The sequence below is a fragment of the Methylobacterium sp. UNC300MFChir4.1 genome, assembly GCF_900110155.1.
Classification (GTDB): Bacteria; Pseudomonadota; Alphaproteobacteria; order Rhizobiales; family Beijerinckiaceae; genus Methylobacterium.
On the sequence record NZ_FOCS01000003.1, the window covers coordinates 117838 to 142083 of the forward strand.

Annotated in this window: 20 protein-coding genes; 12 read left to right on the forward strand and 8 right to left on the reverse strand. The window is 71.4% G+C overall.

Annotation, left to right across the window (positions count from 1 at the left end):
* Positions 1-242: 242 nt before the first annotated feature.
* Positions 243-470, reverse strand: coding sequence for a hypothetical protein (locus BMY19_RS06180; RefSeq protein ID WP_056528555.1), 228 nt, complete (start codon positions 468-470; stop codon positions 243-245).
* A gap of 254 nt (positions 471-724) precedes the next feature.
* On the opposite strand from BMY19_RS06180, the gene BMY19_RS06185 reads away from it, so the two are divergent.
* From BMY19_RS06185 to BMY19_RS06210, 6 genes are all read left to right on the forward strand, one after another.
* Complete coding sequence (locus BMY19_RS06185) at positions 725-1978, forward strand: efflux RND transporter periplasmic adaptor subunit (RefSeq protein ID WP_100251191.1); 1254 nt, start codon at positions 725-727, stop codon at positions 1976-1978.
* 49 nt (positions 1979-2027) lie between these two features.
* Entirely contained in the window at positions 2028-5192 is a 3165-nt protein-coding gene (locus tag BMY19_RS06190; RefSeq protein ID WP_100251192.1) for an efflux RND transporter permease subunit, read from the forward strand.
* 231 nt (positions 5193-5423) lie between these two features.
* A complete protein-coding gene (locus BMY19_RS06195; protein ID WP_100251193.1) occupies positions 5424-6569 on the forward strand; it encodes a CaiB/BaiF CoA transferase family protein in 1146 nt (381 codons plus the stop codon).
* Positions 6570-6603: 34 nt separating this feature from the next.
* On the forward strand, positions 6604-7353 hold the full coding sequence (locus tag BMY19_RS06200) for an SDR family oxidoreductase (protein WP_042669500.1): 750 nt from the start codon (positions 6604-6606) through the stop codon (positions 7351-7353).
* 10 nt (positions 7354-7363) lie between these two features.
* On the forward strand, positions 7364-8512 hold the full coding sequence (locus BMY19_RS06205; protein ID WP_100251194.1) for an acyl-CoA dehydrogenase family protein: 1149 nt from the start codon (positions 7364-7366) through the stop codon (positions 8510-8512).
* 1 nt (position 8513) lies between these two features.
* A complete protein-coding gene (locus BMY19_RS06210) occupies positions 8514-9347 on the forward strand; it encodes an HTD2 family dehydratase (RefSeq protein WP_100251195.1) in 834 nt (277 codons plus the stop codon).
* A 123-nt stretch (positions 9348-9470) separates the two neighbouring features.
* On the opposite strand, the gene BMY19_RS06215 is transcribed toward BMY19_RS06210, so the two are convergent.
* Together BMY19_RS06215 and ade are read right to left on the reverse strand one after the other, a co-directional pair.
* Positions 9471-9896 carry an organic hydroperoxide resistance protein gene (locus tag BMY19_RS06215; RefSeq protein ID WP_020091957.1) on the reverse strand — a complete coding sequence of 142 codons (426 nt, stop codon included), beginning with the start codon at positions 9894-9896 and terminating at the stop codon, positions 9471-9473.
* Positions 9897-9981: 85 nt separating this feature from the next.
* On the reverse strand, positions 9982-11703 hold the full coding sequence (gene ade / locus BMY19_RS06220) for an adenine deaminase (RefSeq protein ID WP_100251196.1): 1722 nt from the start codon (positions 11701-11703) through the stop codon (positions 9982-9984).
* Between the two features lie 127 nt (positions 11704-11830).
* Between ade and ilvD the strand changes: the two genes are divergently transcribed.
* A complete protein-coding gene (gene ilvD / locus BMY19_RS06225; RefSeq protein ID WP_100251330.1) occupies positions 11831-13660 on the forward strand; it encodes a dihydroxy-acid dehydratase in 1830 nt (609 codons plus the stop codon).
* Here the strand turns inward: ilvD and BMY19_RS06230 are convergent, their stop codons facing one another.
* From BMY19_RS06230 to BMY19_RS06240, 3 genes are all read right to left on the reverse strand, one after another.
* On the reverse strand, positions 13661-14359 hold the full coding sequence (locus BMY19_RS06230) for a GDSL-type esterase/lipase family protein (RefSeq protein ID WP_100251197.1): 699 nt from the start codon (positions 14357-14359) through the stop codon (positions 13661-13663). It abuts the gene before it with no gap.
* 3 nt (positions 14360-14362) lie between these two features.
* The gene (locus tag BMY19_RS06235; protein ID WP_100251198.1) at positions 14363-15385 is read right to left on the reverse strand and encodes a lipase; all 1023 of its coding nucleotides are present in this window, start codon (positions 15383-15385) and stop codon (positions 14363-14365) included.
* Between the two features lie 77 nt (positions 15386-15462).
* The gene (locus tag BMY19_RS06240) at positions 15463-16434 is read right to left on the reverse strand and encodes a GDP-L-fucose synthase (RefSeq protein WP_100251199.1); all 972 of its coding nucleotides are present in this window, start codon (positions 16432-16434) and stop codon (positions 15463-15465) included.
* A gap of 279 nt (positions 16435-16713) precedes the next feature.
* On the opposite strand from BMY19_RS06240, the gene BMY19_RS06245 reads away from it, so the two are divergent.
* From BMY19_RS06245 to BMY19_RS31590, 4 genes are all read left to right on the forward strand, one after another.
* Positions 16714-18315 (forward strand): hypothetical protein, encoded by a 1602-nt coding sequence (locus tag BMY19_RS06245; RefSeq protein ID WP_244534851.1) that lies wholly within the window; start codon positions 16714-16716, stop codon positions 18313-18315.
* A 74-nt stretch (positions 18316-18389) separates the two neighbouring features.
* Positions 18390-19913: a phytoene desaturase gene (locus BMY19_RS06250; protein WP_020091964.1), complete on the forward strand. Its 1524-nt coding sequence runs from the start codon at positions 18390-18392 to the stop codon at positions 19911-19913.
* Positions 19894-20964, forward strand: coding sequence for a phytoene/squalene synthase family protein (locus tag BMY19_RS06255; protein WP_091676973.1), 1071 nt, complete (start codon positions 19894-19896; stop codon positions 20962-20964). Before BMY19_RS06250 ends, BMY19_RS06255 begins: the two co-directional genes overlap by 20 nt.
* Before the next feature lie 22 nt (positions 20965-20986).
* A complete protein-coding gene (locus BMY19_RS31590) occupies positions 20987-21115 on the forward strand; it encodes a hypothetical protein (RefSeq protein ID WP_280141588.1) in 129 nt (42 codons plus the stop codon).
* A 50-nt stretch (positions 21116-21165) separates the two neighbouring features.
* On the opposite strand, the gene BMY19_RS06260 is transcribed toward BMY19_RS31590, so the two are convergent.
* Positions 21166-22077, reverse strand: coding sequence for a PhzF family phenazine biosynthesis protein (locus tag BMY19_RS06260; protein WP_100251201.1), 912 nt, complete (start codon positions 22075-22077; stop codon positions 21166-21168).
* Between the two features lie 10 nt (positions 22078-22087).
* Complete coding sequence (hemC, locus tag BMY19_RS06265) at positions 22088-23011, reverse strand: hydroxymethylbilane synthase (protein WP_100251202.1); 924 nt, start codon at positions 23009-23011, stop codon at positions 22088-22090.
* 183 nt (positions 23012-23194) lie between these two features.
* Here hemC and BMY19_RS06270 point away from each other — a divergent pair, with 183 nt between their 5' ends.
* Positions 23195-24115, forward strand: coding sequence for a metallophosphoesterase (locus tag BMY19_RS06270; protein ID WP_091676964.1), 921 nt, complete (start codon positions 23195-23197; stop codon positions 24113-24115).
* Positions 24116-24246: the final 131 nt, after the last annotated feature.

A 24246-nucleotide genomic window follows, 5' to 3' on the forward strand; every position in this document is an offset into this window, starting at 1 on the left:
ACCGAATTGCATCCGGAGCCGCTGTTTCGGCGCCTGCCGGGACATGAATTCAATAATCTATTGACGATAATCGATAAATACGCGACCGGCCACGCAGCCCGCCGCCTCGAACAGTGTCCGCACGGGGCCGCACACGCCGCGAGCCCTCAGAAACATCTCGGACACCGAACTGTGACAATCCCGACCGGTATCGGCCAGGGCCCGGGCGCCGCACGGGTGCGTCCGATCGGACCGCGATCACCTCAGGCCCGGGATCGCGTCAGCGCGGCGATGATGGATTCGACCACCACGATCTGCTCCTGCACGGCGACCAGCCGCGGCCCGGCATCCGCGCCGTCGCCCAGCACGAAGGTGCCCTTCTGCCGCCGCGCGTCGCGCAGCTTGCGCACCGACGCGACGATGATCTGCCGCTCCTCGATCAGCGCGTCGCGCAGTTCGTTCAGGCCGTCCAGTTCCAGGGTCGAGGCCATGCGGCGTCTCGGTCTCACATCCTCGGCGCGGCGTCGGCGGCCTTCCCGCGCGAGCACGCCGGGCGCCTGTCGTCCGCGCGGGGCGTCCGGCGCCGCGGCGCGGCCCACTCTCGGCGGCGGTAGCACGCTTTCCGCTCACGGAACATTGCCGCGATCCGGGAGCGCCGCGATGTCCGGCGCGGCCATTGTATGCTATTGAATGCAAAATTATCCCGGTCCGCGAAGCGGTCGGATCAACGGGCGGATAGCGGCGCATGCTGAGTGAGGACGTGCACGACCGCGACGGGTCTCGCGCGGACGAGACGGTCACGGACCGGAGCCACGGCGACGCGCGTCGCGCCGCGATCAAACCGGCGAAGAAGCGCTCGGGCGCGGCCGGCCTGATCCTCCTGCTGCTCGCCGTCGCGGGCGGCGGCGCCTACGGCTACACGCGCCTGAATCAGCCAGCGGTGAAGTCCCGGGCGGCGGCCCCGCTGCCGGTGCCCGTCACCCTCGGCACGGTCGAGCAGGGGCCGTTCGCCCTCGTGTCGAACGGCCTCGGCACTGTCCAGGCGTACAACACCGTCCAGGTGCGCACGCGCGTCGACGGCGAGATCCAGCAGGTCGCGTTCCGCGAGGGGCAGACCGTCCGCAAGGGCGACGTGCTCGTGCAGATCGACCCGCGGCCCTACCAGGCGGCGCTGGATCAGGCGAAGGCCAAGAAGGAGCAGGACACGGCCAACCTCGGCAACGCGAAGGCGGACCTCGTCCGCTACACCGGGCTGGGCGCCTTCGCCTCCCGGCAGCAGACCGAGACGCAGACGGCCCTGGTCGCCCAGCTCACGGCGCAGGTGGCGTCCGACCAGGCGGCGATCGACAACGCCACGACGCAGCTCGGCTACGCCACGATCCGCGCGCCCATCGACGGCGTCACGGGCTTCCGGCAGGTCGATATCGGCAACATCGTCAACGCGGCCGGCCAGACCCCGATCGTGACGATCACCCAGGTCGAGCCGATCTTCGTGGTGTTCACGGCCCCGGAGGATCAGCTGCCCGCCATCACTGCGGCCCTCAAGGCCGGTGACGTGCCGGTGGAGGCCTGGACGTCGGACGGGCTGACCAAGCTCGCCGACGGCAAGCTCGCCCTGTTCAACAACCAGGTCGACACCGCGACGGGCACGATCCGCCTCAAGGCCGTCTACGAGAACAGGAATCACGCGCTGTGGCCGGGCCTGTCGGTCTCGACCAAGATGCGGGTCGGCACGGTCGCGGTCGCCACGACCGTGCCGGACGACGCGATCCAGCACGGGCCCGACGGGCTGTTCGCCTTCGTGGTGGACGATGCCAGCCGGGCGCATCAGCGCGCGCTGAAGGCGGGCCGCTCGGATTCGGGGCGGACGCGCGTTCTCAGCGGCGACCTCCGGCCCGGCGAGCGGGTGATCGTCGCCGGCCAGTACAAGGTGCAGGACGGCAGCCTCGTGGCCGATCCGCACGCGGCCCACACCGCGCAGGCGGAGGCGGTCCAGTGACGCGCGCGGGACGCCTCACGGCGGGCGCGTCCCCGCGCGGGGCCCGGCCATGAAGGGCGGCATCTCGGCACCGTTCATCCGGTTCCCGGTGGCGACCACGCTGATCATGGTCGGCATCCTGTTCCTCGGGATCGTGGCCTACCCGCTGCTCGGCGTCGCGCCGCTGCCGCAGGTGGATTTCCCGACCATCCAGGTGACCGCGCAGCTCCCCGGGGCCAGCCCGGAGACGATGGCCTCGTCGGTGGCGCAGCCCCTCGAGCGGCAGTTCTCGCAGATTCCCGGCGTGTCGCAGATGACCTCGACGAGCTCCCTCGGGATCTCGACGGTCACGGTCCAGTTCGACCTCAACCGCAACATCGACGGCGCCGCGAGCGACATCCAGGCGGCGATCAATGCCGCCAGCGGCCAGCTCCCGAAGAACCTCCCGACCCCGCCGACCTACCGCAAGGTCAATCCGGCCGATTCGCCGATCCTGCTGCTCTCGGCCACCTCCGACAGCATGCCGCTGATCGACGTCGACGACGCGGTCGACGTCCAGCTCGCCCAGCGGATCAGCCAGATCTCGGGCGTCGCGCAGGTCTTCATCGGCGGCCAGCAGAAGCCCGCCGTGCGGATCCAGATCGACCCGGCCAAGCTCGTGGCCAAGGGCCTGTCGCTGGAGGACGTGCGCGCGCAGCTCACCCTCACCACGGTCAACAACCCGAAGGGCAGCATCGACGGCGGCAGCCACAGCTACACCATCTACGCCAACGACCAGCTCACCGCAGCCCACAACTGGAACGACGTCATCGTCGCCTATCGCGACGGCGCGCCGCTGCGCGTCCGCGACATCGGACAGGCGGTCGCCGGCCCCGAGGACACCAAGCAGGCCGGCTGGACCAACGGCAAGCGCGGCATCTTCCTGGTCGTGTTCAAGCAGCCCGGCGCCAACGTCATCGACACGGTCGACAGCATCAAGGCCCAGCTGCCCCGCCTGACCGCCACACTGCCGGCCGCCATCAAGGTCGGCATCCTGAGCGACCGCACGCAGACCATCCGCGCCTCGGTCGAGGACGTGCAGTTCACCCTGCTGCTGACGATCGTGCTGGTCGTCGGGGTGATCTTCGTCTTCCTGCGCAGCTTCTGGGCGACCGTGATCCCGAGCGTGACCGTGCCGCTCGCGCTGCTCGGCGCCTGCGCGCTGATGTGGATGGCGGGCTACACCCTCGACAACCTCTCGCTGATGGCCCTGACGATTTCGGTCGGCTTCGTGGTCGACGACGCCATCGTCGTGCTGGAGAACATCAGCCGCTACGTCGAGGAGGGGATGCGGCCCATGGAGGCCGCTTTCAAGGGCGCGGGCGAGATCGGCTTTACCATCGTGTCGATCTCGGTGTCGCTGATCGCCGTGCTGATCCCGCTCCTGCTGATGGGCGGCATCATCGGAAGGCTGTTCCGCGAGTTCGCCGTGGTGCTGTCGATGACCATCGCGGTCTCGGCCTTCGTGTCTCTGACGCTGACCCCGATGATGGCCTCGCGGCTGCTGAAGTCCCACGACGCCGAGCGCCACGGCCGCCTCTACCGCATGAGCGAGGCCGCCTTCGACTGGCTGCTCGCGGTCTACGCCGACGCCCTCGACGTCGCGCTGCGCTTCCGCCGCGTCACGCTGCTGGTCTTCTTCGCCACGCTGGCGCTGACCGGCTACCTGTTCGTCGCCATCCCGAAGGGCTTCTTCCCGCAGCAGGACACCGGTTTCATGATCGGCGTCACCGAGGCGTCGCAGGACATCTCCTTCTCGGCGATGAAGGCGCTGCAGGAGAAGGTCGGCGCGATCGTCCAGGCCGATCCCGCGGTCGCCACCGTCGGCATGTCGCTCGGCGGCAACGGCCAAGCGCTCAATTCCGGGCGCATGTACATCACGCTGAAGCCCCGCGACGAGCGCGACGTCAACGCCTTCCAGGTGATCGGCCGGCTGCGCCCCAAACTGGAACGCGTCGAGGGCATCCGGACCTTCATCCAGGCGACCCAGGACGTGCGCACCGGCGGCCGCACCTCGCGGACGCAGTTCGAGTACACCCTCCAGGACCCGGACCTCGCCGAGCTGAACACCTGGGCGCCGCGCATCCTCGACAAGATGAAGACGCTGCCGGAGCTGCGCGACGTCGCCACCGACCAGCAGACCCGCGGCACGACGCTGACGCTGTCGATCGACCGGGACGCCGCCTCGCGCTACGGCATCACGCCCCAGCTCATCGACGACACGCTCTACGACGCGTTCGGCCAGCGCCAGATCGCGCAGTACTTCACGCAGCTCAACAGCTACCACGTCGTCCTGGAGGTTCTGCCGGCGCTGCAGGGCAGCGTCGAGAGCCTCGACAAGATCTACATCAAGGCGCCGATCGGCGGCGGGCAGGTGCCGCTCGCGGCCTTCGCCCGCTGGACGACGGTTCCGGTGGCGCCGCTGGCCGTGAACCACCAGGGGCAGTTCCCGGCGGTGACGATCAGCTTCAACCTCGCCCCCGACGTCGCCCTCGGGCAGGCCACGGAGGCGATCGGCCGGGCGATGCGGGAGCTGCAGGTCCCGCCGACCGTGGTGAGCGGCTTCCAGGGCACCGCCCAGGCCTTCCAGCAATCGCTCTCGACGGTGCCGCTGCTGATCCTGGCGGCCCTGTTCGTGGTCTACCTGATCCTCGGCATCCTCTACGAGAGCTTCATCCACCCGATCACCATCCTGTCGACGCTGCCCTCGGCCGGCGTCGGCGCCCTGGCGGTGCTGATGTGGGCGGGGTTCGACTTCAGCCTGATCGCGCTGATCGGCATCATCCTCCTCATCGGCATCGTGAAGAAGAACGGCATCATGCTGGTCGACTTCGCCATCGTCGCCGAGCGGGAGGAGGGCCTCTCGCCCGAGGTCGCGATCCGGAAGGCCGCGCTGCTGCGCTTCCGGCCGATCCTCATGACCACGATGGCGGCCCTGCTCGGCGGCATCCCGCTGATGGTCGCCACCGGGACCGGCTCGGAGATCCGGCAGCCGCTGGGCTACGCCATGGTGGGCGGCCTCGCGGTCAGCCAGGTGCTGACGCTGTTCACCACGCCGGTGATCTACATCTACCTCGACCGGCTGGCGCACCGCTTCTCGTTCCGCGACAAGCCGCGGGCGGTGGACGCGGCGCTCGATGACCCCGAGCCGGTGGAGGAGGTCCGCGGCCCGCCGGCGTTGCGCGCGGCGGAGTGAGGCCGACCGCCGTCTCTGCGAGCGGAGCGATCCAGATACGCCGCGCTCGCCGACGTCGCGCTTCCCTGGATTGCTTCGCTCCGCTCGCAAAGACGCTGAGCGCGGCGAAAGCGACGTCCCGAAGCCAATGGCCGGGCAGCCCTGTCACCGCGGCCCGCTTGGCGAGGCTTCTCGCCGTTCCAGTTCATGCGGCACCGGCCCTCTGAGACCGCGGGAAGCCGAAGGATGCGGATGAGCCAGAACCTGCCGCTGCGAGGGCTGACCGTGCTCGCCCTGGAGCAGGCCGTCGCCGCGCCCTACTGCACCTCGCGGCTCGCCGATGCCGGGGCCCGGGTCATCAAGATCGAGCGGCCGGAGGGGGATTTCGCCCGCGGCTACGACGCGGCGGTCAACGGGCTGGCGAGCTACTTCGTCTGGCTCAACCGCGGCAAGGAGAGCCTCGTCGCCGACATCAAGGATCCGGCCGACGGCCGCCTGCTGCACGCGATCCTCGCCCAGGCCGACGTGTTCGTGCAGAACCTCGCCCCCGGCGCGGCGGCCCGGGCGGGCTTCGGCTCGGCGGAGCTGCGCGCGCGCTACCCCCGGCTGATCACCGTCGACATCTCCGGCTACGGCGCCGGCAACGCCTACAGCGACATGAAGGCCTACGACCTGCTGGTCCAGGCCGAGAGCGGGCTCGCCGGGATCACCGGCCACCCGGCGGGGCCCGGCCGCGTCGGCGTCTCCGTCTGCGACGTCGCCTGCGGGATGGACGCCCACGCCGCGGTCCTCGAGGCGCTGATCGCCCGCGGGATCACCGGGCAGGGCTGCGCCCTGGAGGTCAGCCTGTTCAGCGGCGCCGCCGACTGGATGAACGTCCCGCTGCTCTACTTCGAGGGGACCGGCAAGGCGCCCCAGCGGGTCGGCCTCGCGCACCCGTCGATCTGTCCCTACGGCGCCTTCCCCACGGCCGACGGCAGCCTCGTGCTGATCTCGATCCAGAACGAGCGCGAGTGGGCGAATTTCTGCGCCGGCGTGCTCGGCGAGCCGGAGCTCGCCCGGGCCGAGGGCTTCGCGTCGAACAACGCCCGTGTGGCCAACCGCGCCGCGGTCGACCTGCGCATCGGCACCGCGCTGGTGCGGCTGACCCGCGACGCGGCCGCGGCCCGGCTGAAGGCGGCGGGCACCGCCTACGGTTTCGTCAACACGCTGGCGGACCTCGCCACGCACCCCGCGCTGATCCGCGCGGAGGTCCGGACGCCTTCGGGGCCGGCCCGGATCGTGGCGCCACCGGTGCTGATCGACGGCGCGGTCCGCGCCCTCGGGCCGGTCCCGGCCATCGACGAGCACGGGGCGCGGATCCGCGCGGAATTCGCGCCCCGGGCTCGAGGACAGTGATCTGACAGCGCATCGGAATGGGCGGGAGGAGACGATGAGACTGGACGGCAAGATCGCGCTCGTGACGGGGGCCGGCAGCGGCTTCGGGGCCGGGATCGCCCAGCGCTTCGCCGCGGAGGGCGCCAGGGTGGCCTGCGTCGACATCGACGGCGCGGCGGCCGGGCGCGTCGCGGCGGCGCTCGGCGAGAACGCCATCGCGATCGCCGCCGATGTCGGTCTGGCCGCCGACGTGGCCGCCAGCGTCGCCGAGACGCGGCAGCGCTTCGGCGTGCCGAGCATTCTCGTCAACAACGCCGGCACCACCCACCGCAACAAGCCGCTGATGGAGGTGACGGAGGAGGATTTCGACCGGGTCTTCCGGGTCAACGTGAAGTCGATCTTCCACTACGTCCGGGAAGTCGCCCCGCTGATGCGCGACGCGGGCGGCGGCGCGATCCTCAACGTCAGCTCGACGGCGGCGCTGCGGCCGCGCCCGGGTCTGACGTGGTACAACGCCTCCAAGGGTGCGGCGAGCCTCGCCTCGAAGTCGCTGGCCCTGGAGCTGGCGCCCTGGAAGATCCGTGTGAACGCCCTCTGCCCGGTCATGGGCGCCACGGGGCTCCTCGAGCACTTCATGGGCGTCCTCGACACGCCCGAGAACCGCGACCGCTTCATCGCCACGATCCCGCTCGGGCGCCTGTCGGAGGCGAGCGACATCGCCGCCGCCGCCCTGTTCCTCGCCTCCGACGAGGCGGCGTTCATCACCGGCGTCGATCTCCCCGTCGACGGCGGCCGCACGGCCTGAGGAGCCCCCGATGGAAGCCTATACCGAGATCCGCGAGGCGGTCGCCAAGCTCTGCGCCGGCTTCCCGGGACCGTACTGGCGGGCCCTCGACCGGGAGATGGCCTACCCGACCGAGTTCGTGAACGCGCTCACCGAGAGCGGCTACCTGTCGGTGCTGATCCCCGAGGCGTACGGCGGCTCCGGCCTGCCGCTCTCGGCGGCCGCCGCGATCCTCGAGGAGGTGCAGCGGGCGGGCTGCAACGGCGGCGCCTGCCACGCCCAGATGTACACGATGGGCACGCTGCTGCGGCACGGCTCGGACGCGCAGAAGGCCGAGTACCTGCCGGGCATCGCGGAGGGTCGCCTGCGGCTCCAGGCCTTCGGCGTGACCGAGCCGACCTCCGGCACCGATACCGGCAGCCTGAAGACGACGGCCCGCCTGGAGGGCGATCACTACGTCGTCAACGGCCAGAAGATCTGGACCAGCCGCGCCGAGCATTCGGACCTGATGCTGCTCCTCGCCCGCACCACGCCGAGGGCCGAGGGCATGAAGCGCACGGACGGGCTGTCGGTGCTGCTCGTCGACATGCGCGCGGCCAAGGGCAACGGCCTGACGATCCGGCCGATCCGCACGATGATGAACCACGCCACCACGGAGGTGTTCTTCGACAATCTCCGCGTTCCGGCGCAGAACCTCATCGGCGAGGAGGGCAGGGGCTTCCGCTACATCCTGTCCGGCATGAACGCGGAGCGGATCCTGATCGCCGCCGAGTGTGTCGGCGACGCCAAGTGGTTCATCGACAGGGCCCGGGCCTATGCCGGCGAGCGGACCGTCTTCGGCCGGCCGATCGGTGCCAACCAGGGCGTGCAGTTCCCCATCGCGAAGGCCTACGCGAACATGCGCGCGGCCGAGCTGATGGTCCGCGAGGCGCTGACCCTCTACGAGGGCGGGGCCAATCCCGGGGCCGAGGCCAACATGGCCAAGATGCTCGCCGCCGACGCCTCCTTCGAGGCCGCCAACGCCTGCATCCAGACCCATGGCGGCTTCGGATTCGCCGAGGAGTACGACGTGGAGCGCAAGTTCCGCGAGACGCGCCTCTATCAGGTCGCGCCGATCTCCACGAACCTGATCCTCGCCTACCTGTCCGAGCACGTGCTCGGCCTGCCGCGCTCGTACTGACATGACCGATCTCAGCGCCTGGATCGGCCGGACGCGGGCGGCGTCCGACCTCGTCACCCCGCGCCTCCTCGCCGAGTTCCGCGCGACCTTCGCGCCGCACCTAGCGCCGGTCGCCGACGGGATCGCGCCGCCGGCCCTGCACTGGTGCCTCGCGCCCGAGACGCCACCGGCCGACTCCCTCGGGCCCGACGGCCACGCCGCCAAGGGCGGCTTCCTGCCCCCGGTGCCGCTGCCCCGGCGGATGTGGGCGGGGGGCGAGATCGAGACGCTCTCGGACCTGCGCGCGGGGGACACGGTCACGCGCACCGAGACCGTGCGGGACGTCGCCTTCAAGAGCGGGCGGAGCGGGAGCCTGTGCTTCGTCACCGTCGACCACACGGTCTCGACAGAACGGGGCGTCACGATCCGCGAGCGGCAGGATATCGTCTACCGCGAGGCGGCAGGCGCACAGACGGGAACCGGCGCCGCGCCCGAGCGCGACGGTTCCGAATCCTACGCGGTGATCTGGGAGGTGCCGGCGACGCCGACGCTGCTGTTCCGCTACTCGGCGATGACCTTCAACGGCCACCGCTTCCACTACGACCAGCCCTACGCGACGCGGGTGGAAGGCTACGCCGACCTCGTCGTGCACGGCCCGATGCAGGCGACGCTGCTGATGAACCTCGCCGCGACGCTCCTCGGACGCGTGCCGCGGACGTTCACGTATCGCGGCGTCGCGCCGATGACGGCGAACCAGGTGTTTCAGGTCTGCGGGCGGGTCGCCGGGACGGCGTTCGAGGGCGTGACCCTCGACGCGGGGGGCCATGTCTGCATGCGGGCCCGGGCCGACGGGTGAGCGGCCCCGGACGCTCGGTCCGCATCCAAGATTGGGACGGGATCGGCACCGCCGTCGCGCCGCGCGCGGGCAAAAACGGCGCAGCGGCCCGCGGACGCGTCCGCGGGCCGGCCCCGAGCGGGTTCAGGCCAGCTTCAGGCCGACGTTGACGTTGCCGCGGGTCGCGTTGGAGTACGGGCAGACCTGATGGGCGGCGTCGACGAGCTTCTGCGCGTCGGCGCGATCCAGGCCCGGGAGGCTGATGGTCAGGTCGGCGGTGATGCCGAAGCCGCCCTCGGAGCGCGGACCGATGCCGACATCGGCGGTCACGGTGGTCTCGGCCGGGACCTTCAGCTGCAGCGACGGCGCTACGGCCTTCATGGCGCCGAGGAAGCAGGCCGAGTAGCCGGACGCGAAGAGCTGCTCCGGGTTCGCGCCCGGACCGCCCGCGCCGCCGAGCTCCTTCGGGGTCGAGAGCTTGACCTCGAAGCTGCCGTCGGCAGTCCGGGCGGCGCCGTCGCGGCCGCCGGTGGCCGTGGCGGTGGTACGGTACTTCACGTCTACAGGCATGGGACTCTCCGGTTTGGGGATGCCGCCGGCATGTAGGCGCCGACTCGCCTCCGCACAGCCCATTTAGATTGCGCGCAATCTAATTTCAAGGATCGATCAGCGCGAAGCGGTCGACATCGACGAGCCCTCGATCGGTGATCTTCAGGTGGGGGATCACCGGCAGGGGCAGGAAGGCCACCTGCAGGAAGGGTTCCGGGAGGACGACCTCCAGGCTTCGCGCCGCGTCGCGCAAGGTTACGAGCGAGCGGCGGATGGCGTCGAACGGCATGAGACTCATGAGCCCGGCGACCGGCAGCGCGATCTCGGCCAGCACACGGCCGCCCTCGACCACCACGAAGCCGCCCTCGATCGCGCCGAGCCGGTTCACCGCCACGGCCATGTCGGCGTCGTCCGCCCCGACCACCGTGATGTTGTGGCTGTCGTGCCCGACCGACGAGGCGATGGCGCCGCGCTTGAGGCCGAACCCCTTCACGAACGCGACCCCGACGCCGCGCGCGCCCGGCTGTGTCCGGCCGTGGCGCTCGACCACCGCGACCTTGATGACGTCCTGGTCGAGGTCGATCCGGCGCTCGCCGCCGGAATAGGGCAGGGTCAGGTCGTGCCGCAGGGTGATGATCTTGCCGGGCACGACGCCGATCACCGGCGTCGACGGCCCGGAGCCCGGAGCGGCGAAGTCGGCGGCCGTCACGTGCCGCGCCCGAACGCTCCGGCGGCCGATCGGCTCGATCGACGCGCGCGCGTCGAAGAGCGCCGCGTCCACCGACCGGCCCGCGCTGAGGACTTGCGACACGGCACAGGCGGCGAGATCGTCGAGCACGACGAGATCGGCGCGCTGGCCGGGCGCGACGAGGCCCCGGTCGTGCAGCCCGAAGGCCCGGGCCGCCGACCAGGAGGCCGCCCGGTAGGCGGCCAGCGGCGGCACGCCGAGGGCGATGGCCGTGCGGATGACGAAGTCGAGGTGCCCCTCTTCGGCGATGTCGAGGGGATTCCGGTCGTCGGTGCAGAAGGCCAGGAACGGCGCCGTCCGCTCGGTCAGGATCGGCGCGAGGGCGTGCAGGTCCTTGCACACCGAGCCCTCGCGGATCAGCACGGTCATGCCCTTCGACAGCTTCTCGCGGGCCTCCTCGGGCGATGTCGCCTCGTGCTCGGTGCGGATGCCTGCCGCGATGTAGCCGTTGAGCGCGAGGCCGCGCAGGAGCGGCGCGTGCCCGTCGATGTGCCGCCCCTGGAAGGCCGCGAGCTTGTCCAGCACGCCCGGGTCGCCCGCCAGAACACCCGGGAAGTTCATGAACTCGGCGAGGCCGATCACCTTCGGGTGCGCCGCGAAGGGCAGGAGATCCTGCGCCTCGATCCGCGCGCCCGAGGTCTCCAGGTGGTCGGTGGCCGGCACGCAGGACGAGAGCTGCACCCGCAGGTCCATCGCCAGCGTCTCGGAGGATCTGAGGAACCACGTGAAGGCGTCGGTGCCGAGCACGTTGGCCATCTCGTGCGGGTCGCAGATCCCGGTGGTGACGCCGTGCGGCAGGACGCACCGCTCGTACTCCTGCGGCGGCATCAGCGACGACTCGACGTGGAAATGCGTGTCGATGAAGCCCGGCACCACGACCTTGCCGGACACGTCGATCTCCCGGGTGCCGCTATACGCTCCGAAGGTCCCGACGATCCGGTCGCCGCAGATCGCGATGTCGGAGGCCACCAGATCGCCGGTGACGAGGTCGAGGAAGCGGCCGCCCTTCAGGACCAGATCGGCCTCGACCCGGCCCTGACCCTGCGCGATCGCGCGCCGGAGGAAATCCACCTGTGTCATCGCGATCCGCCCCTCCCGCCTGCCATCCGCCAGAAGCATGCCACGGGTGCCGGTCTCCCGGCGACGCTTGCGGATGCGCGGGCGCGGGCGCAGAAGCCCTTCACCTTTGAACCAGTCGAAGCTCTCGATGCCTGCCTATCGCTCACGCACCACCACCCACGGCCGCAACATGGCCGGTGCCCGCGGCCTCTGGCGCGCCACCGGCATGAAGGATTCGGATTTCGGCAAGCCGATTATCGCGGTGGTGAACTCCTTCACGCAGTTCGTGCCGGGCCACGTTCACCTCAAGGACCTCGGCCAGCTCGTCGCCCGGGAGATCGAGGCGGCCGGCGGCGTCGCCAAGGAGTTCAACACCATCGCGGTCGATGACGGGATCGCGATGGGCCACGATGGGATGCTGTACTCGCTGCCGTCCCGCGAGCTGATCGCCGATTCCGTCGAGTACATGGTCAACGCGCACTGCGCCGACGCGATGGTGTGCATCTCGAACTGCGACAAGATCACCCCCGGCATGCTGATGGCGACGCTGCGCCTCAACATCCCGACCGTCTTCGTCTCGGGCGGCCCGATGGAGGCCGGTAAGGTCCAGCTGCCGGGCATCGCCAGGAAGGTCGACCTCGTCGACGCGATGATCGCGGCGGCCGACGACCGGATCTCCGACGAGGACGTCGCCGTCATCGAGCGCTCCGCCTGCCCGACCTGCGGCTCCTGCTCGGGCATGTTCACGGCGAACTCGATGAACTGCCTCACCGAGGCGCTGGGTCTGGCGCTGCCGGGCAACGGCTCGGTGCTCGCCACCCACGCCGACCGCAGGCGCCTCTTCGTCGAGGCCGGCCACCTGATCGTCGATCTGGCCCGCCGCCACTACGAGCAGGACGACGCCAGCGTGCTGCCGCGCGCGGTCGCGAGCTTCCAGGCGTTCGAGAACGCCATGACCCTCGACATCGCCATGGGCGGCTCGACCAATACGGTGCTGCACCTGCTGGCCGCCGCCCACGAGGGCGAGGTGCCCTTCACCATGGCCGATATCGACCGGCTGTCCCGGCGGGTGCCGGTGCTGTGCAAGGTCGCCCCGGCGGTGGCCAACGTCCACATGGAGGACGTCCACCGGGCGGGCGGCATCATGGGGATCCTGGGCGAGCTCGACCGGGCCGGCCTGATCGACACCGGCGTCGGCAACGTCTCGGCTGGGACGCTCGGCGGGGCGCTCGCCCGCTGGGACGTGCGCGGCGAACCGGCCGCCTCGGTCCAGACCTTCTACCGCGCGGCCCCGGGCGGCGTGCCGACCCAGGTGGCGTTCAGCCAGGAATCGCGCTTCGACGCGCTCGACCTCGACCGGGAGGGCGGCGTCATCCGCGACGCGGCGCACGCCTACTCGCAGGATGGCGGCCTCGCCGTGCTCTACGGCAATCTCGCCGAGCAGGGCTGCATCGTGAAGACCGCGGGCGTCGACGCCTCGATCCTGACCTTCACGGGCACCGCCCGCGTGTTCGAGAGCCAGGACGCGGCCGTCGACGGCATCCTCAACGGCAAGGTCACGGCCGGCGAGGTGGTGCTGATCCGCTACGAGGGCCCCCGCGGCGGCCCCGGCATGCAGGAGATGCTCTACCCGACGAGCTACCTGAAATCGAAGGGTCTGGGTAAGGCCTGCGCTCTCGTCACCGACGGGCGGTTCTCCGGCGGGTCGTCGGGCCTGTCCATCGGGCACGTCTCGCCCGAGGCGGCCGAGGGCGGCCTCATCGGCCTCGTGCGGGACGGCGACCGGATCGCCATCGACATCCCGAACCGGCGCATCCACCTCGATGTCGAGACGGCGGAACTCGACCAGCGGCGGGCCGCTCAGGAGGCGGCGGGCTGGCAGCCGGCGAAGCCGCGCAAGCGGAAGGTGAGCGCGGCCCTGCGCGCCTACGCCATGCTCACGACGAGCGCGGCGCACGGCGCGGTGCGCCGGGTCTGATCAGCGGAGCTCGAGGACCAGGGCGGCGATGGCGGCCAGCAGGGCCGCCGCCGCCACCGCGACGCCGATGAGGCGCGCGCGGACGGACCGCGTCGCCTTCGCGGGCGCGCCCTTCACAGACAGCGCAGGGGCGGATGGGGCATCCGGGATGCGCCCCAGCGCCCGGAGCATCAACGGCTCGATCGCCGCGTATCCGGCCGGGCTCAGGTGGAGCCCGTCCGTCCCGTAATCCGGCCGGAGCCCGCCGGACTCGGACACCAGCACGGCGTGGTAATCGATGAACGTCGCGCCGTGCTCGTGGGCGTGGTCCCGGAGCCACGCGTTGACCGCCGCGATCATGGCGGGGGCGTCCCGCACCTCCGGGTTCCACGGGATGCCGTCCACCGGCGTGAGCGAGCCGATCCAGGCCTTCACGCCCAGGGCGCGGGCCTCGTCGAGCATGCCGGCGAGCGTGCGGCAGATCTCCTCGACCGGGACGAAGACACCCTCGTTGCGGCCGATATCGTTGACGCCGCACAGGAGATGCACGCCCCGGGCGCCGGTCTCCGCGAGGTCGCGGGCGAACCGCATGGTGATCCAGCGCGCCGTCTGGCCGGAGCCGCCACGGGGGATGAGGCCGTAGGCCTCGAAAGTGCCGGCCCGGTGGAAGCCCCAGAGCTCCGTGATCGAGTCGCCCACGAAGACGATCGGTTCGGCCATGGCTCAGGCGGCCGTCGCCGCCCCGACCATCTCGACCACCTCCGCCTGGAGACGGTCGGCCATCACTTGGCGCCCCTCCGAAGTCACGTGGACGATGTCGGTGAACAGGGCACGGGTGTCGGCCTCGAACAGCCGGCTCAGGTTCCGCGCCGCGAAGGCCCGGTCGGCCGTGTCCAGCCGCCCGAGGACATTCTCGAAGCGCTCGTACTGGCGGTCGAGATAGGCGAGGAACGCGCCGGACGCGGCGCCGGCCTCCGCACCCGCGAGCGTCCCCTTGCGGACGACCGTCGGCTGCAGGAGAAACCGGACCGGCGCGCCGATCCCGGGCGCGAGCCGCGCGAGGCGCCTGAGCGCCAGCTCGAACTGCCGCACCACCTCCCATTCCCAGATGTCGGACTGCCAGTTCGTGAGCGCGCGCAGGTTCTCGAGGCGATTGAAGATCATCGCCTGCAAGCCGTCATACGACAGGTCCTCCGCGTCCTCGGCGGATTTCCTCGGGTCGAAGAAGTAGTCGTAGAGGCTCTCGTTCGCGAAGTGATTGTAGGGAACGCCGGCCCGCGGATCGAAGCTCCACGGCTGGAAGATGTCGGTCGCGCCGCCGACGACCAGGATGACGTCGGGCTGCAGGTCCATCAGCCGCGTCGTGATCAGGGCGATCATCTGGTTGAGACAGGCCGAGACCGCGCCGAAATTGTAGACCCGCGCGCCGGGCCCGTGCGCCTGCTTCAGCCCGGTCTCCAGGCGTCCGGGCACGGTGTCGGCGAAGACCTGGCCGTCGATTAGCGTGCTGTCGCCGACGACGAAGACCCGCAGCGTCTCGGAGGGCGGCCGCGCGTCCGCGTGCGCGTCGTTGCGATACCCGAGGGCGTCGTAGCGCCAGCCCTGACCGGACGCCTCGGTCAGCGGCTTCCCGGCGAACTGCGCGTAGGGCGCGGGAAACCGGCTGTTCGCGTCGAAATTCTGGAAGCTCTGCAGGAACTTCCGCCGTCGCGCGTCTGCGCTGTCGTCGGGCGGCCGGTGGGCCATGGTCCGTCTCCTCGCCGGGCGGATGCCCGGTGGCTGTGCGATGGTCGGTGAGCCGGGCGGCGGGACGGCGGGCCCGCTCAGCTCCGCAGCGTCGCGTGGTTCTCCAGGAACCAGCCGTAGGTCTGGCGCAGGCCGTCCTCGAGGGCGATCTCCGGTCGCCAGCCCATCGCCCGCAGCCGCGACACGTCCATCAGCTTGCGCGGCGTGCCGTCCGGCTTGGTCGCGTCGAACGCCAGCTCGCCCGCGTAGCCGATCACCCGCGCGAGCGCCTCGGCGAGCTGCCGGATGGTGCAATCCTCACCCGTCCCGACGTTGATGTGCGAGAGGTCGGGGCGCGTGTTCGCGGCGTAGACCGCGTCGTCCATCTCCATCACGTAGACGCTGGCCCGTGCCATGTCGTCGACGTGCAGGAACTCGCGCATCGCCCGGCCGGTGCCCCAGACCGTGACCTTCGCCAGACCCTCCCGCTTCGCCTCGTGGAAGCGGCGCATCAGCGCCGGCAGCACGTGGGCGTTCTCGGGATGGAAGTTGTCGTTCGGGCCGTAGAGGTTCGTCGGCATCACGCTGCGATAGCGGCGCCCATACTGGCGGTTGTAGCTCTCGCACATCTTGATCCCCGCGATCTTGGCGATCGCGTAGGGCTCGTTGGTCGGCTCGAGCAGCCCGGTCAGCAGGGCGTCCTCGCGCATCGGCTGCGGCGCGAGCTTCGGGTAGATGCAGGACGAGCCCAGGAACAGCAGCCGGTCGACGCCGTGCGTGTGCGCGGCGTCGATCAGGTTCGACTGGATCAGCAGGTTCTCGTGGATGAACTCGGCCGGGTAGGTGTTGTTGGCGTGGATGCCGCCGACGCGCGCGGCGGCGAGGTAGACCTGGTTGATGCGGTTCTCGGCGAAGAAGCGCCGGACCGCGGCCTGATCGAGGAGGTCGAGGGTCCGGCGGTCGGCCATGAGGATCCGCTCGTGACCGAGCTCACGCAGGCGACGCACGATCGCCGAGCCCACCATGCCGCGATGGCCCGCCACGAAAATGGTCTGACCTCGACCGTCCATCACGCGTCCGTTCCCTGCCGAAAGCTCGGATTTCCAAGCCCCTATAGCCCCTTTGCGGCGCGATATCGCCGCGCAAACACGCGTTTTCTGAGGCGGGCCACGGGGCGCGCGCCGGCCTCCGCGAACCGCGTCATTGTACGGGAAACGACGAAACCAAATACAACTGAAAGTTAGCGTTAATCATTCTACCAGAAGCTGCATCTCGTTCCTGCTTGCCGACCAACGGGTTGCAGGGCCGGCTCGGAATCGCTCCCCGGCCGCGCAGCAATGGAGTTCCAGATGCGTCCCTTGACCGTCGTCCCGGTTACGCCGCGGACTGCGACGATCGCTGTCCTCCGTCCGGGCGCCGCCCGCGCGATCCCGATCGCGGCCGGGCTCCTGCTCTGCACGGCCCTGGCGACGCCCGCCCAGGCGCAGCTCCTGCGCGGCGCGCTGGATACAACCACGAATGGCATCCTCGGCACCGGGCTCACGATCGGCACGAGCAGCCCCGGCAGCGGCGTGCTCGGAACCGGCCTCAATGTCGGCACGACGAGCGGCGGGCTTCTCGGCACCGGCGTCACGGTCGGCACCACCAATCCCGGGACCGGCGTCCTCGGGACCGGCGTCAATGTCGGGACCACGACCGGCGGCAGCGTGCTCGGCACCGGCGTGACGGTCGGAACCACCGCTCCCGGGACCGGCGTCCTCGGAACGGGGCTCAACGTCGGGACCACCGGCGGGGGTGTGCTCGGAACCGGCGTGCTGGTCGGCACGACCGGTCCGGGAGACGGGCTGCTCGGCACCGGTCTCACCCTGGGAACCGCGGGAGGGACCGGAACGGGCGGCTGCGGCACATGCGGCGGCACCGGCGGGGGTGGGACCGGCGGAGGCGGAACCGGTGGTGGTGGTACCGGTGGCGGGTCCAATCAGGGCATCTACATCATCACCGGCAACGTGACGCAGTCCCAGGGGCAGACCGTCATCAACGAGCTGAGGCTCTCGCAGCTCACGAGCGTCACGGGCGTCGCCGCCAACAACACCAGCAACCAGGCCGCGCCGATCGCCGTCGGCAGCGACGCGCTGGCGGTGGGCTACGGTTCGAGCGCGGCCGGGACGGCCTCGACCGCGGTCGGCACGGGCGCCAGCGCCGCCAACACCGGCAGCGTCGCCCTCGGCTACGCGGCCAGCGCGCAGGGCCTCGGCGGAACGGCCATCGGCACGGCCTCCGCGGCGTCCGGAGCCGGCAGCACCGCCCTGGGCTTCGTCGCCGGCGCGACCGGAACCGGCTCGACCGCCGTCGGTGCGGCCGCCTCGGCGGCCGGCAACAACAGCGTCGCGCTCGGCAACGGGGCGGCCGCCAATCAGGCCAACACGATCGCGATCGGCGCGAACGTGAAGACGACCCAGGCCAACCAAGTCGCGATCGGCAATTCCGCGAACACCTACACGCTGGCCGGCATCGCCTCGCAGGCGAGCGCCGCCGCCCAGAGCGGAGCCACGGCCTTCGTGACCACGGACGCGAACGGTAACCTCGCGGCCTCGGCCTACGGACCGTCGACGATCGCCGGCCTCGGCAACCGGATCGATTCGGTGCAGGCGCAGGTCAACAACCTGGAAGCCAAGACCGACTCGGTCCAGCGCTACGCGATCCAGACGCGGAAGGAGGCCCGGCAGGGCGTCGCCATGGCCATCGCGATGGCGACCGCGCCGATGCCGTCGGCGCCGGGCAAGACGACCTGGGCCACCAACGGGGCGACCTACCGGGGCGAGTGGGCCGGCGGTCTCGCTGTGGCGCACCGGTTGCCGACCTGCTGCGTCCCGATCGCGGTGACCGCCGGCGTGGCCTACGGCGGCGACAACGCTGTCGGTGTCCGCGCCGGCCTCGCGGGCGAGTTCTGACGCGACCATCGCCGCCAGGGACGCGCATGATTTCGTCCTTGCGCGGCGGGAAAGGACCGCGATAGTGTCAAGCAATGCTGACACTCGCGGTCGACCATCGGGTTGCGCAAGAGATCGATCGGCGCCCGCACGCCGTCGTGGTCGGCTCGGGCTTCGGCGGCCTCGCCGCGGCGGTCCGGCTGGGCGCGCGCGGCTATCGCGTCACCGTCTTGGAGCGCCTCGCGCAGCCCGGGGGGCGCGCCCGCGTCCACCGGCAGGACGGCTTCACCTTCGACGCCGGTCCGACCATCGTCACCGCGCCCCAGCTCTTCGAGGAGTTGTGGCAACTCGCCGGCCGCAGGCTCGCCGACGACGTGACGCTGGTGCCGATGGATCCGTTCTACCGGATCCGCTTCGCCGACGGCACGTCCTTCGCCTACAGCGGCGACGTGGACCGGATGCGCGCCGAGGTGGCCCGCTTCGCGCCGGACGACGTCGCGGGGTACGAGCGCTTCATGGCGCACAGCCGCGCCGTCTGCCGGATCGGGTTCGAGCAGCTCGGACACGTGCCGTTCGGCAGCGTCGGCGCGATGCTCAAGATCGCGCCCGACCTGCTGCGCCTCTCGGGACACCGCTCGGTGCACGACGTGGTGGCGCGCTTCATCCGCGACGAGCGGCTGCGCACGGTCTTCAGCTTCCATCCGCTCCTGATCGGCGGCAACCCGTTCCGGGCCAGCGCCATCTACTGCCTGATCGCCGACCTCGAGCGGCGCTGGGGCGTTCACTTCGCGATGGGCGGTACGGGGCAGCTGGTCGACGGGCTGGTGCGGCTGATCCGGTCGCAGGGCGGCCGCCTGCGCCTCGGCGTCGAGGTCGCGCGCATCCGGGTCGAGGCGGGGGCGGCCACCGGCGTCGACCTGACCAGCGGCGAGACGATCGCGGCCGACGTCGTGGTGTCCAACGCCGATTCGGCCGTGACGCACGCGCGCCTGCTTCCGGAGGCGCAGCGCTGGAGCCCGGGGCGGTTCCAGCGGGCCCGCTCGTCGATGGGACTGTTCGTCTGGTATTTCGGCACCAAGCGGCGCTACCCGGCGGTGGATCACCACACGATCCTGCTCGGGCCCCGATACCGCGGCCTGCTCGCCGACATCTTTGACCGCAAGGTGCTGGCCGAGGACGCGAGCCTCTACCTGCACCGTCCGACCGCCACCGATCCGAGCCTCGCCCCGCCGGGATGCGACGCCTTCTACGTGCTGGCCCCGGTGCCGAACCTCGCCGGCGGCCAGGATTGGCAGACCCTCGCCGAACCGTATCGGCGCCGGATCGCCGCCCTGCTCGAAGCGAGCGTGATGCCCGGCCTGTCGGAGGCCATCGTGACCTCGAAGGTGACGACGCCGCTGGATTTCCAGGACGATTTCCTGAGCTACCGGGGCTCCGGATTCGGCCTGGAGCCGGTGCTGACGCAATCGGCCTGGTTCCGTCCGCACAACCGGTCGAGCGCAGTCCGCAACCTCTACCTCGTGGGGGCCGGCACGCATCCGGGGGCCGGCCTCCCCGGGGTGCTGTCCTCCGCCCGCATCCTCGACAGCGTGGTCCCCGATGCCCGCGTTACCGCCTGAATTCGCCGCCGCGGCCGACCGGACCGCCTGCCGGATGGCGATCCGGGCCGGCTCGAAGAGCTTCTTCGCGGCCGGCCAGCTGCTGCCGGCCGACATGCGCGAGGCGGCTTACGGCCTCTACGCCTTCTGCCGGCTGTCCGACGATCTCGTCGACGATGCGGCGAGCCCGGCCGACCGGCGCGGCGCCGTGGCGCGTCTCGAGGCCCGGATCGGCCAGGCCTATGCGGGCCGTCCCGCCGACGCCCCGGCGGACCGCGCCTTCGCGGAGATCGTCGCGGTCCACGCGATCCCGGAAGCGCTGCCGCGCGCGCTGATCGAGGGCTTCGCCTGGGACGCCGAGGGCCGGCGCTACGCCGATCTCGGGGCGCTCCACGCCTACGCTGCCCGGGTCGCGGGCTCGGTCGGGGCGATGATGTCCCTGATCATGGGGACCCGCTGTCCCGACGCGCTGGCCCGCGCCTGCGATCTCGGCGCCGCGATGCAGCTCACCAACATCGCGCGCGACGTCGGCGAGGACGCGCGGATGGGCCGCCTCTACCTGCCGCTGGACTGGATGCGGGAGGCGGGGCTCGATCCGGACGCGTTCCTCGCCGATCCGCGGCCGAGCCCGGCCCTGGCCGGCGTGGTGGCCCGCCTCCTCGCCGAGGCGGACAGCCTCTACGCGCGCGCCGAGGCGGGCATCGCGGTGCTGCCACGCGGCTGCCGGCCCTCGATCCGGGCGGCGGGGCTGATCTACGCCGAGATCGGCCGGGTCGTTGCGGCGCAGGGCTACGATTCGGTCCGCCACCGCGCCCGGGTCACGACGGCGCGGAAGCTCGCCCTGATCGTCCGCGCGATCCGAACGCCCGCGGACGCCGCCGGCCTCGGCGCGGCCCCGCTTCCCGAGACGGCGTTCCTGATCGAGGCCGTGGCGGCCGAGCCGGTCCTGCCGATGCGCGCGCGCCCGGCGCTGCGGCCCTGGTGGGACGTCGGCGGCCGGGTCGTGCACGTCCTCGACCTGATCGAGCGGATGCGCGAGCGCGAGGCGTTCGGCCGCTCCGCACCGTCCTGATCGACGCGGCGGAGGCTCATCGGTGCGCGACGGGCTGTTCGCCGCCCTCGATATCGGACTCGTCTTCGCCCTGGCGCTGGGTGTCGGGGTCTGGCAGCTCATCGCGGTCCGCCGCAGCATCCGCCGCGACCGGGACGGCAAGGTGGATTGAGGCCACGATTACCGACGGCGGCCTCCGGGCCGTGACGGCGCGGTGAGCCACTACCCCGCGATCCGGCCGCCCTCATCCGTCGCGGTCACGCGGTCGGCGGATTCGGCGAGCGCGACGTCGCCCTCCAGCAGGCACCCGACCGGGCGGCCGTCCACGAAGCCGAGCCGCACCCGGATCTCGGACAGGCGGCCCATAGCCCGACCCTGCAGGATCCGGATCGGACGATCGTCCGGCTCGATGAGGCCGTCCTGCAACAGCCCGAAGGCCAGGGCTGCGGCCGCGATGCCCGTGGCGGCGTCCTCGGGATAGCCGGAGGCGCGGGGAAACTGCCGCGCCTCGAACAGCCGGGCCGGGCCGTCGAGCACGGCGTAGGGGTAGAGCCCGGTCGACCCGATCCGCGTGCAGGCAGCCTCGACGGCATCGCTGGCGGGCGCGAGGGCGTTCAGCGCCGCCGCGTCGCGCATCGGCACGAGCGTCTTGATCCGGGACGTCACAGCGTTGTGGACCGGCCGCGCAGCGAGGGCGTCGCGCCCGATTCCGAGCGCCGCTTGGGCTGCGGCGCTCTGCTCGTCCGTCAGGGGCCGCACGCGGCCGACCGACTGCGTGATCGCGACGCTCCAAGCATCCGCGCCGCGCGGGCTGACGAACCCCGTTACGGAACCGCTGCCGGTGGCGATGCGGACCGACCCCTCCGGGATGCGCCCCTCGCGGGCGAGCACCCACAGGACGCCGATCGTGGCGTGGGCGCACATCTCCATCTCGTGGTTCGGCACGAAGAAGCGCAGGTGCAGATCGTGGGCCGGGTCATCGGCCGGCAGCGCGAAGCCCGATTCGTGGCCGTACCGCCGGGCGACGCCCCGCATGGCCTCCGCGTCGAGGGCCCGCGCGTCGGAGACGACGGGACAGGGATTGCCGCCCGTGCCGGCGTGCGTGAAGACGTCGACCACAGTCACGGGCGGCATCGGCCGGCCCTCACTGGAGGTGGCGGGTATAGGTGTCGCCGGCCGCCGCCTTGAGGGCCGCGCCCGCCTCACGACCGATCCGCTCCGCCTCCGCGACGGGCCCCTGCCGGGACGCCGCCCAGTGGCGGCTGCCGTCGGGCAGGAAGAGCAGCCCGTCGATCCGCAGAGTGTCCCCGTCGATCTGCGCCAGGGCGGCGATGGGCGTCCGGCAGGAACCGTCGAGTTCCGCGAGCAGCGCCCGCTCGGCCGAGACCGCGATGGTGGTCCGCGCGCAGGCGATGGGCGCCAGGAGGTCGCGGATCGCCGCGTCGTCCGAGCGGCACTCGATGCCCAGGGCGCCCTGCGCCACGGCCGGCAGCATCTCCTCGACCGACAGGACGCTGCGCGCCATGCTCTCCAGGCCGAGGCGCTCCAGGCCCGCGATGGCGAGGAGCGTCGCGTCGCACTCGCCGGCCTCGAGCTTGCGCATCCGGGTGTTGGCGTTGCCCCGCAGCGGGACCACTCGGAGATCGGGCCGCCGCATCAGCACCTGCGCGCCGCGGCGGAGCGACGAGGTCCCGACCCGGGCGCCGGCCGTCAGCCCGGACAGGCCGTCGGCGTGCGGCGACAGGAACGCGTCCCGCGGATCGTCGCGCGCGAGGATGCAGGCGATGGTGAGACCGTCGGGGAGCCAGGTCTCCACATCCTTCATCGAATGCACGGCGACGTCGACCTCGCCGGCGAACAGGGCCTGCTCGAGCTCCTTGGTGAACAGGCCCTTGCCGCCGATCTCGGACAGGGGCCGGTCCAGGATCTTGTCGGCCACGGTGGTCACGACCACCAGCTCGGTCTCGAGGCCCGGATTGGCCGCCACGATCCGGTCGCGCACCATCCCGGTCTGCGCGAGCGCCATCGGAGAGCCGCGGGTGCCGATGCGCAGGGGGCGGTTCAACATCTGTTCCGGATCGCTTCGCTGGACGAGACACTGCCTTATAGACCGAGCGCGGCGGCAGGCCACATTCCGTCAACCGGTTTCGGGCCAGGGTCTCGCGGCCGTGAAGGCGGCCCGCCCCGCTTTCGCCGGACTGCGCGCCTAGCGGGACCCCGGCGGGTTCTGGAGCCTACAGGTCTTATCGCGATGCTGATCATGCCGAGCCGCCGGCAGTTCCTGACCGGGCTCGGCGTGGGCGCCGGCCTCACCGCCGCGACGGGCGTCTACGCCTTCGACGTCGAGCCGCTGCACCGGCTGGTGGTCACGTCCTACGCGCCGTCCCTGCCGCGCTGGGATCCGGCGCTGCGCCTGCGGGTGGCGGTGCTGGCGGATTTCCACATCTGCGAGCCGTACATGCCGTTCGACCGGGTGGCGGAGATCGTCGCGGCCACCAACGCCCTCGCGCCCGATCTGGTCCTGCTGCTCGGCGACTACCCGGCCGGGCGCATCGCGTGGCGCAAGCTGCCGCTCGACCAGTTCGCCCGGATGATGACCGAGCTGAAGGCGCCCCTCGGCACGCACGCGATCCTCGGCAACCACGATTGGTGGGACGACCACGCCGTCCAGCGGGCCGGCCGCGGCGTTCCGGCGGTGCGGCGCCTGCTGGAGGCGCAGGGCATCCCGGTTCTGGAGAATCAGGCCGTGCGCCTGGTGAAAGACGGGCGGCCGTTCTGGCTGGCCGGGCTCGGCGACCAGCTGCCGTTCCTCAACGCGTGGAACACGTTCAGCCTGGCCGACCTGCCGCGAACGCTGCGAGCGGTCACGGACTCGGCGCCCGTGATCCTGATGGCCCACGAACCCGACATCTTCGTCTCCGTGCCCGACCGCGTCTCGCTGACCCTCGCCGGCCATACCCATGGCGGCCAGGTCCGGCTGTTCGGCCACGCCCCCGCCATCCGGAAGGTGCGCGGCCACGATTACTCCTACGGCCACATCGTCCAGGACGGCCGCCACATGATCGTCTCGGGCGGTTTCGGGATGAGCCGGATCCCGGTGCGGATGGGCGTCCCGCCGGAGATCGTCCTCCTCGAACTCGGCACGTCGGACGCGTCCGCGACCGCCAGCTGAGCGCGCGAGAGCGTCACGCGGATGCCGACGGTCGCCGCATCGGTGAAGTAGATCCAGGTCGCGCACAATGGATGTGTCGCCTGCGTGCGCGATCCCGCAAGTCACAGCGGTCATTCGCAGGCATTGACGCG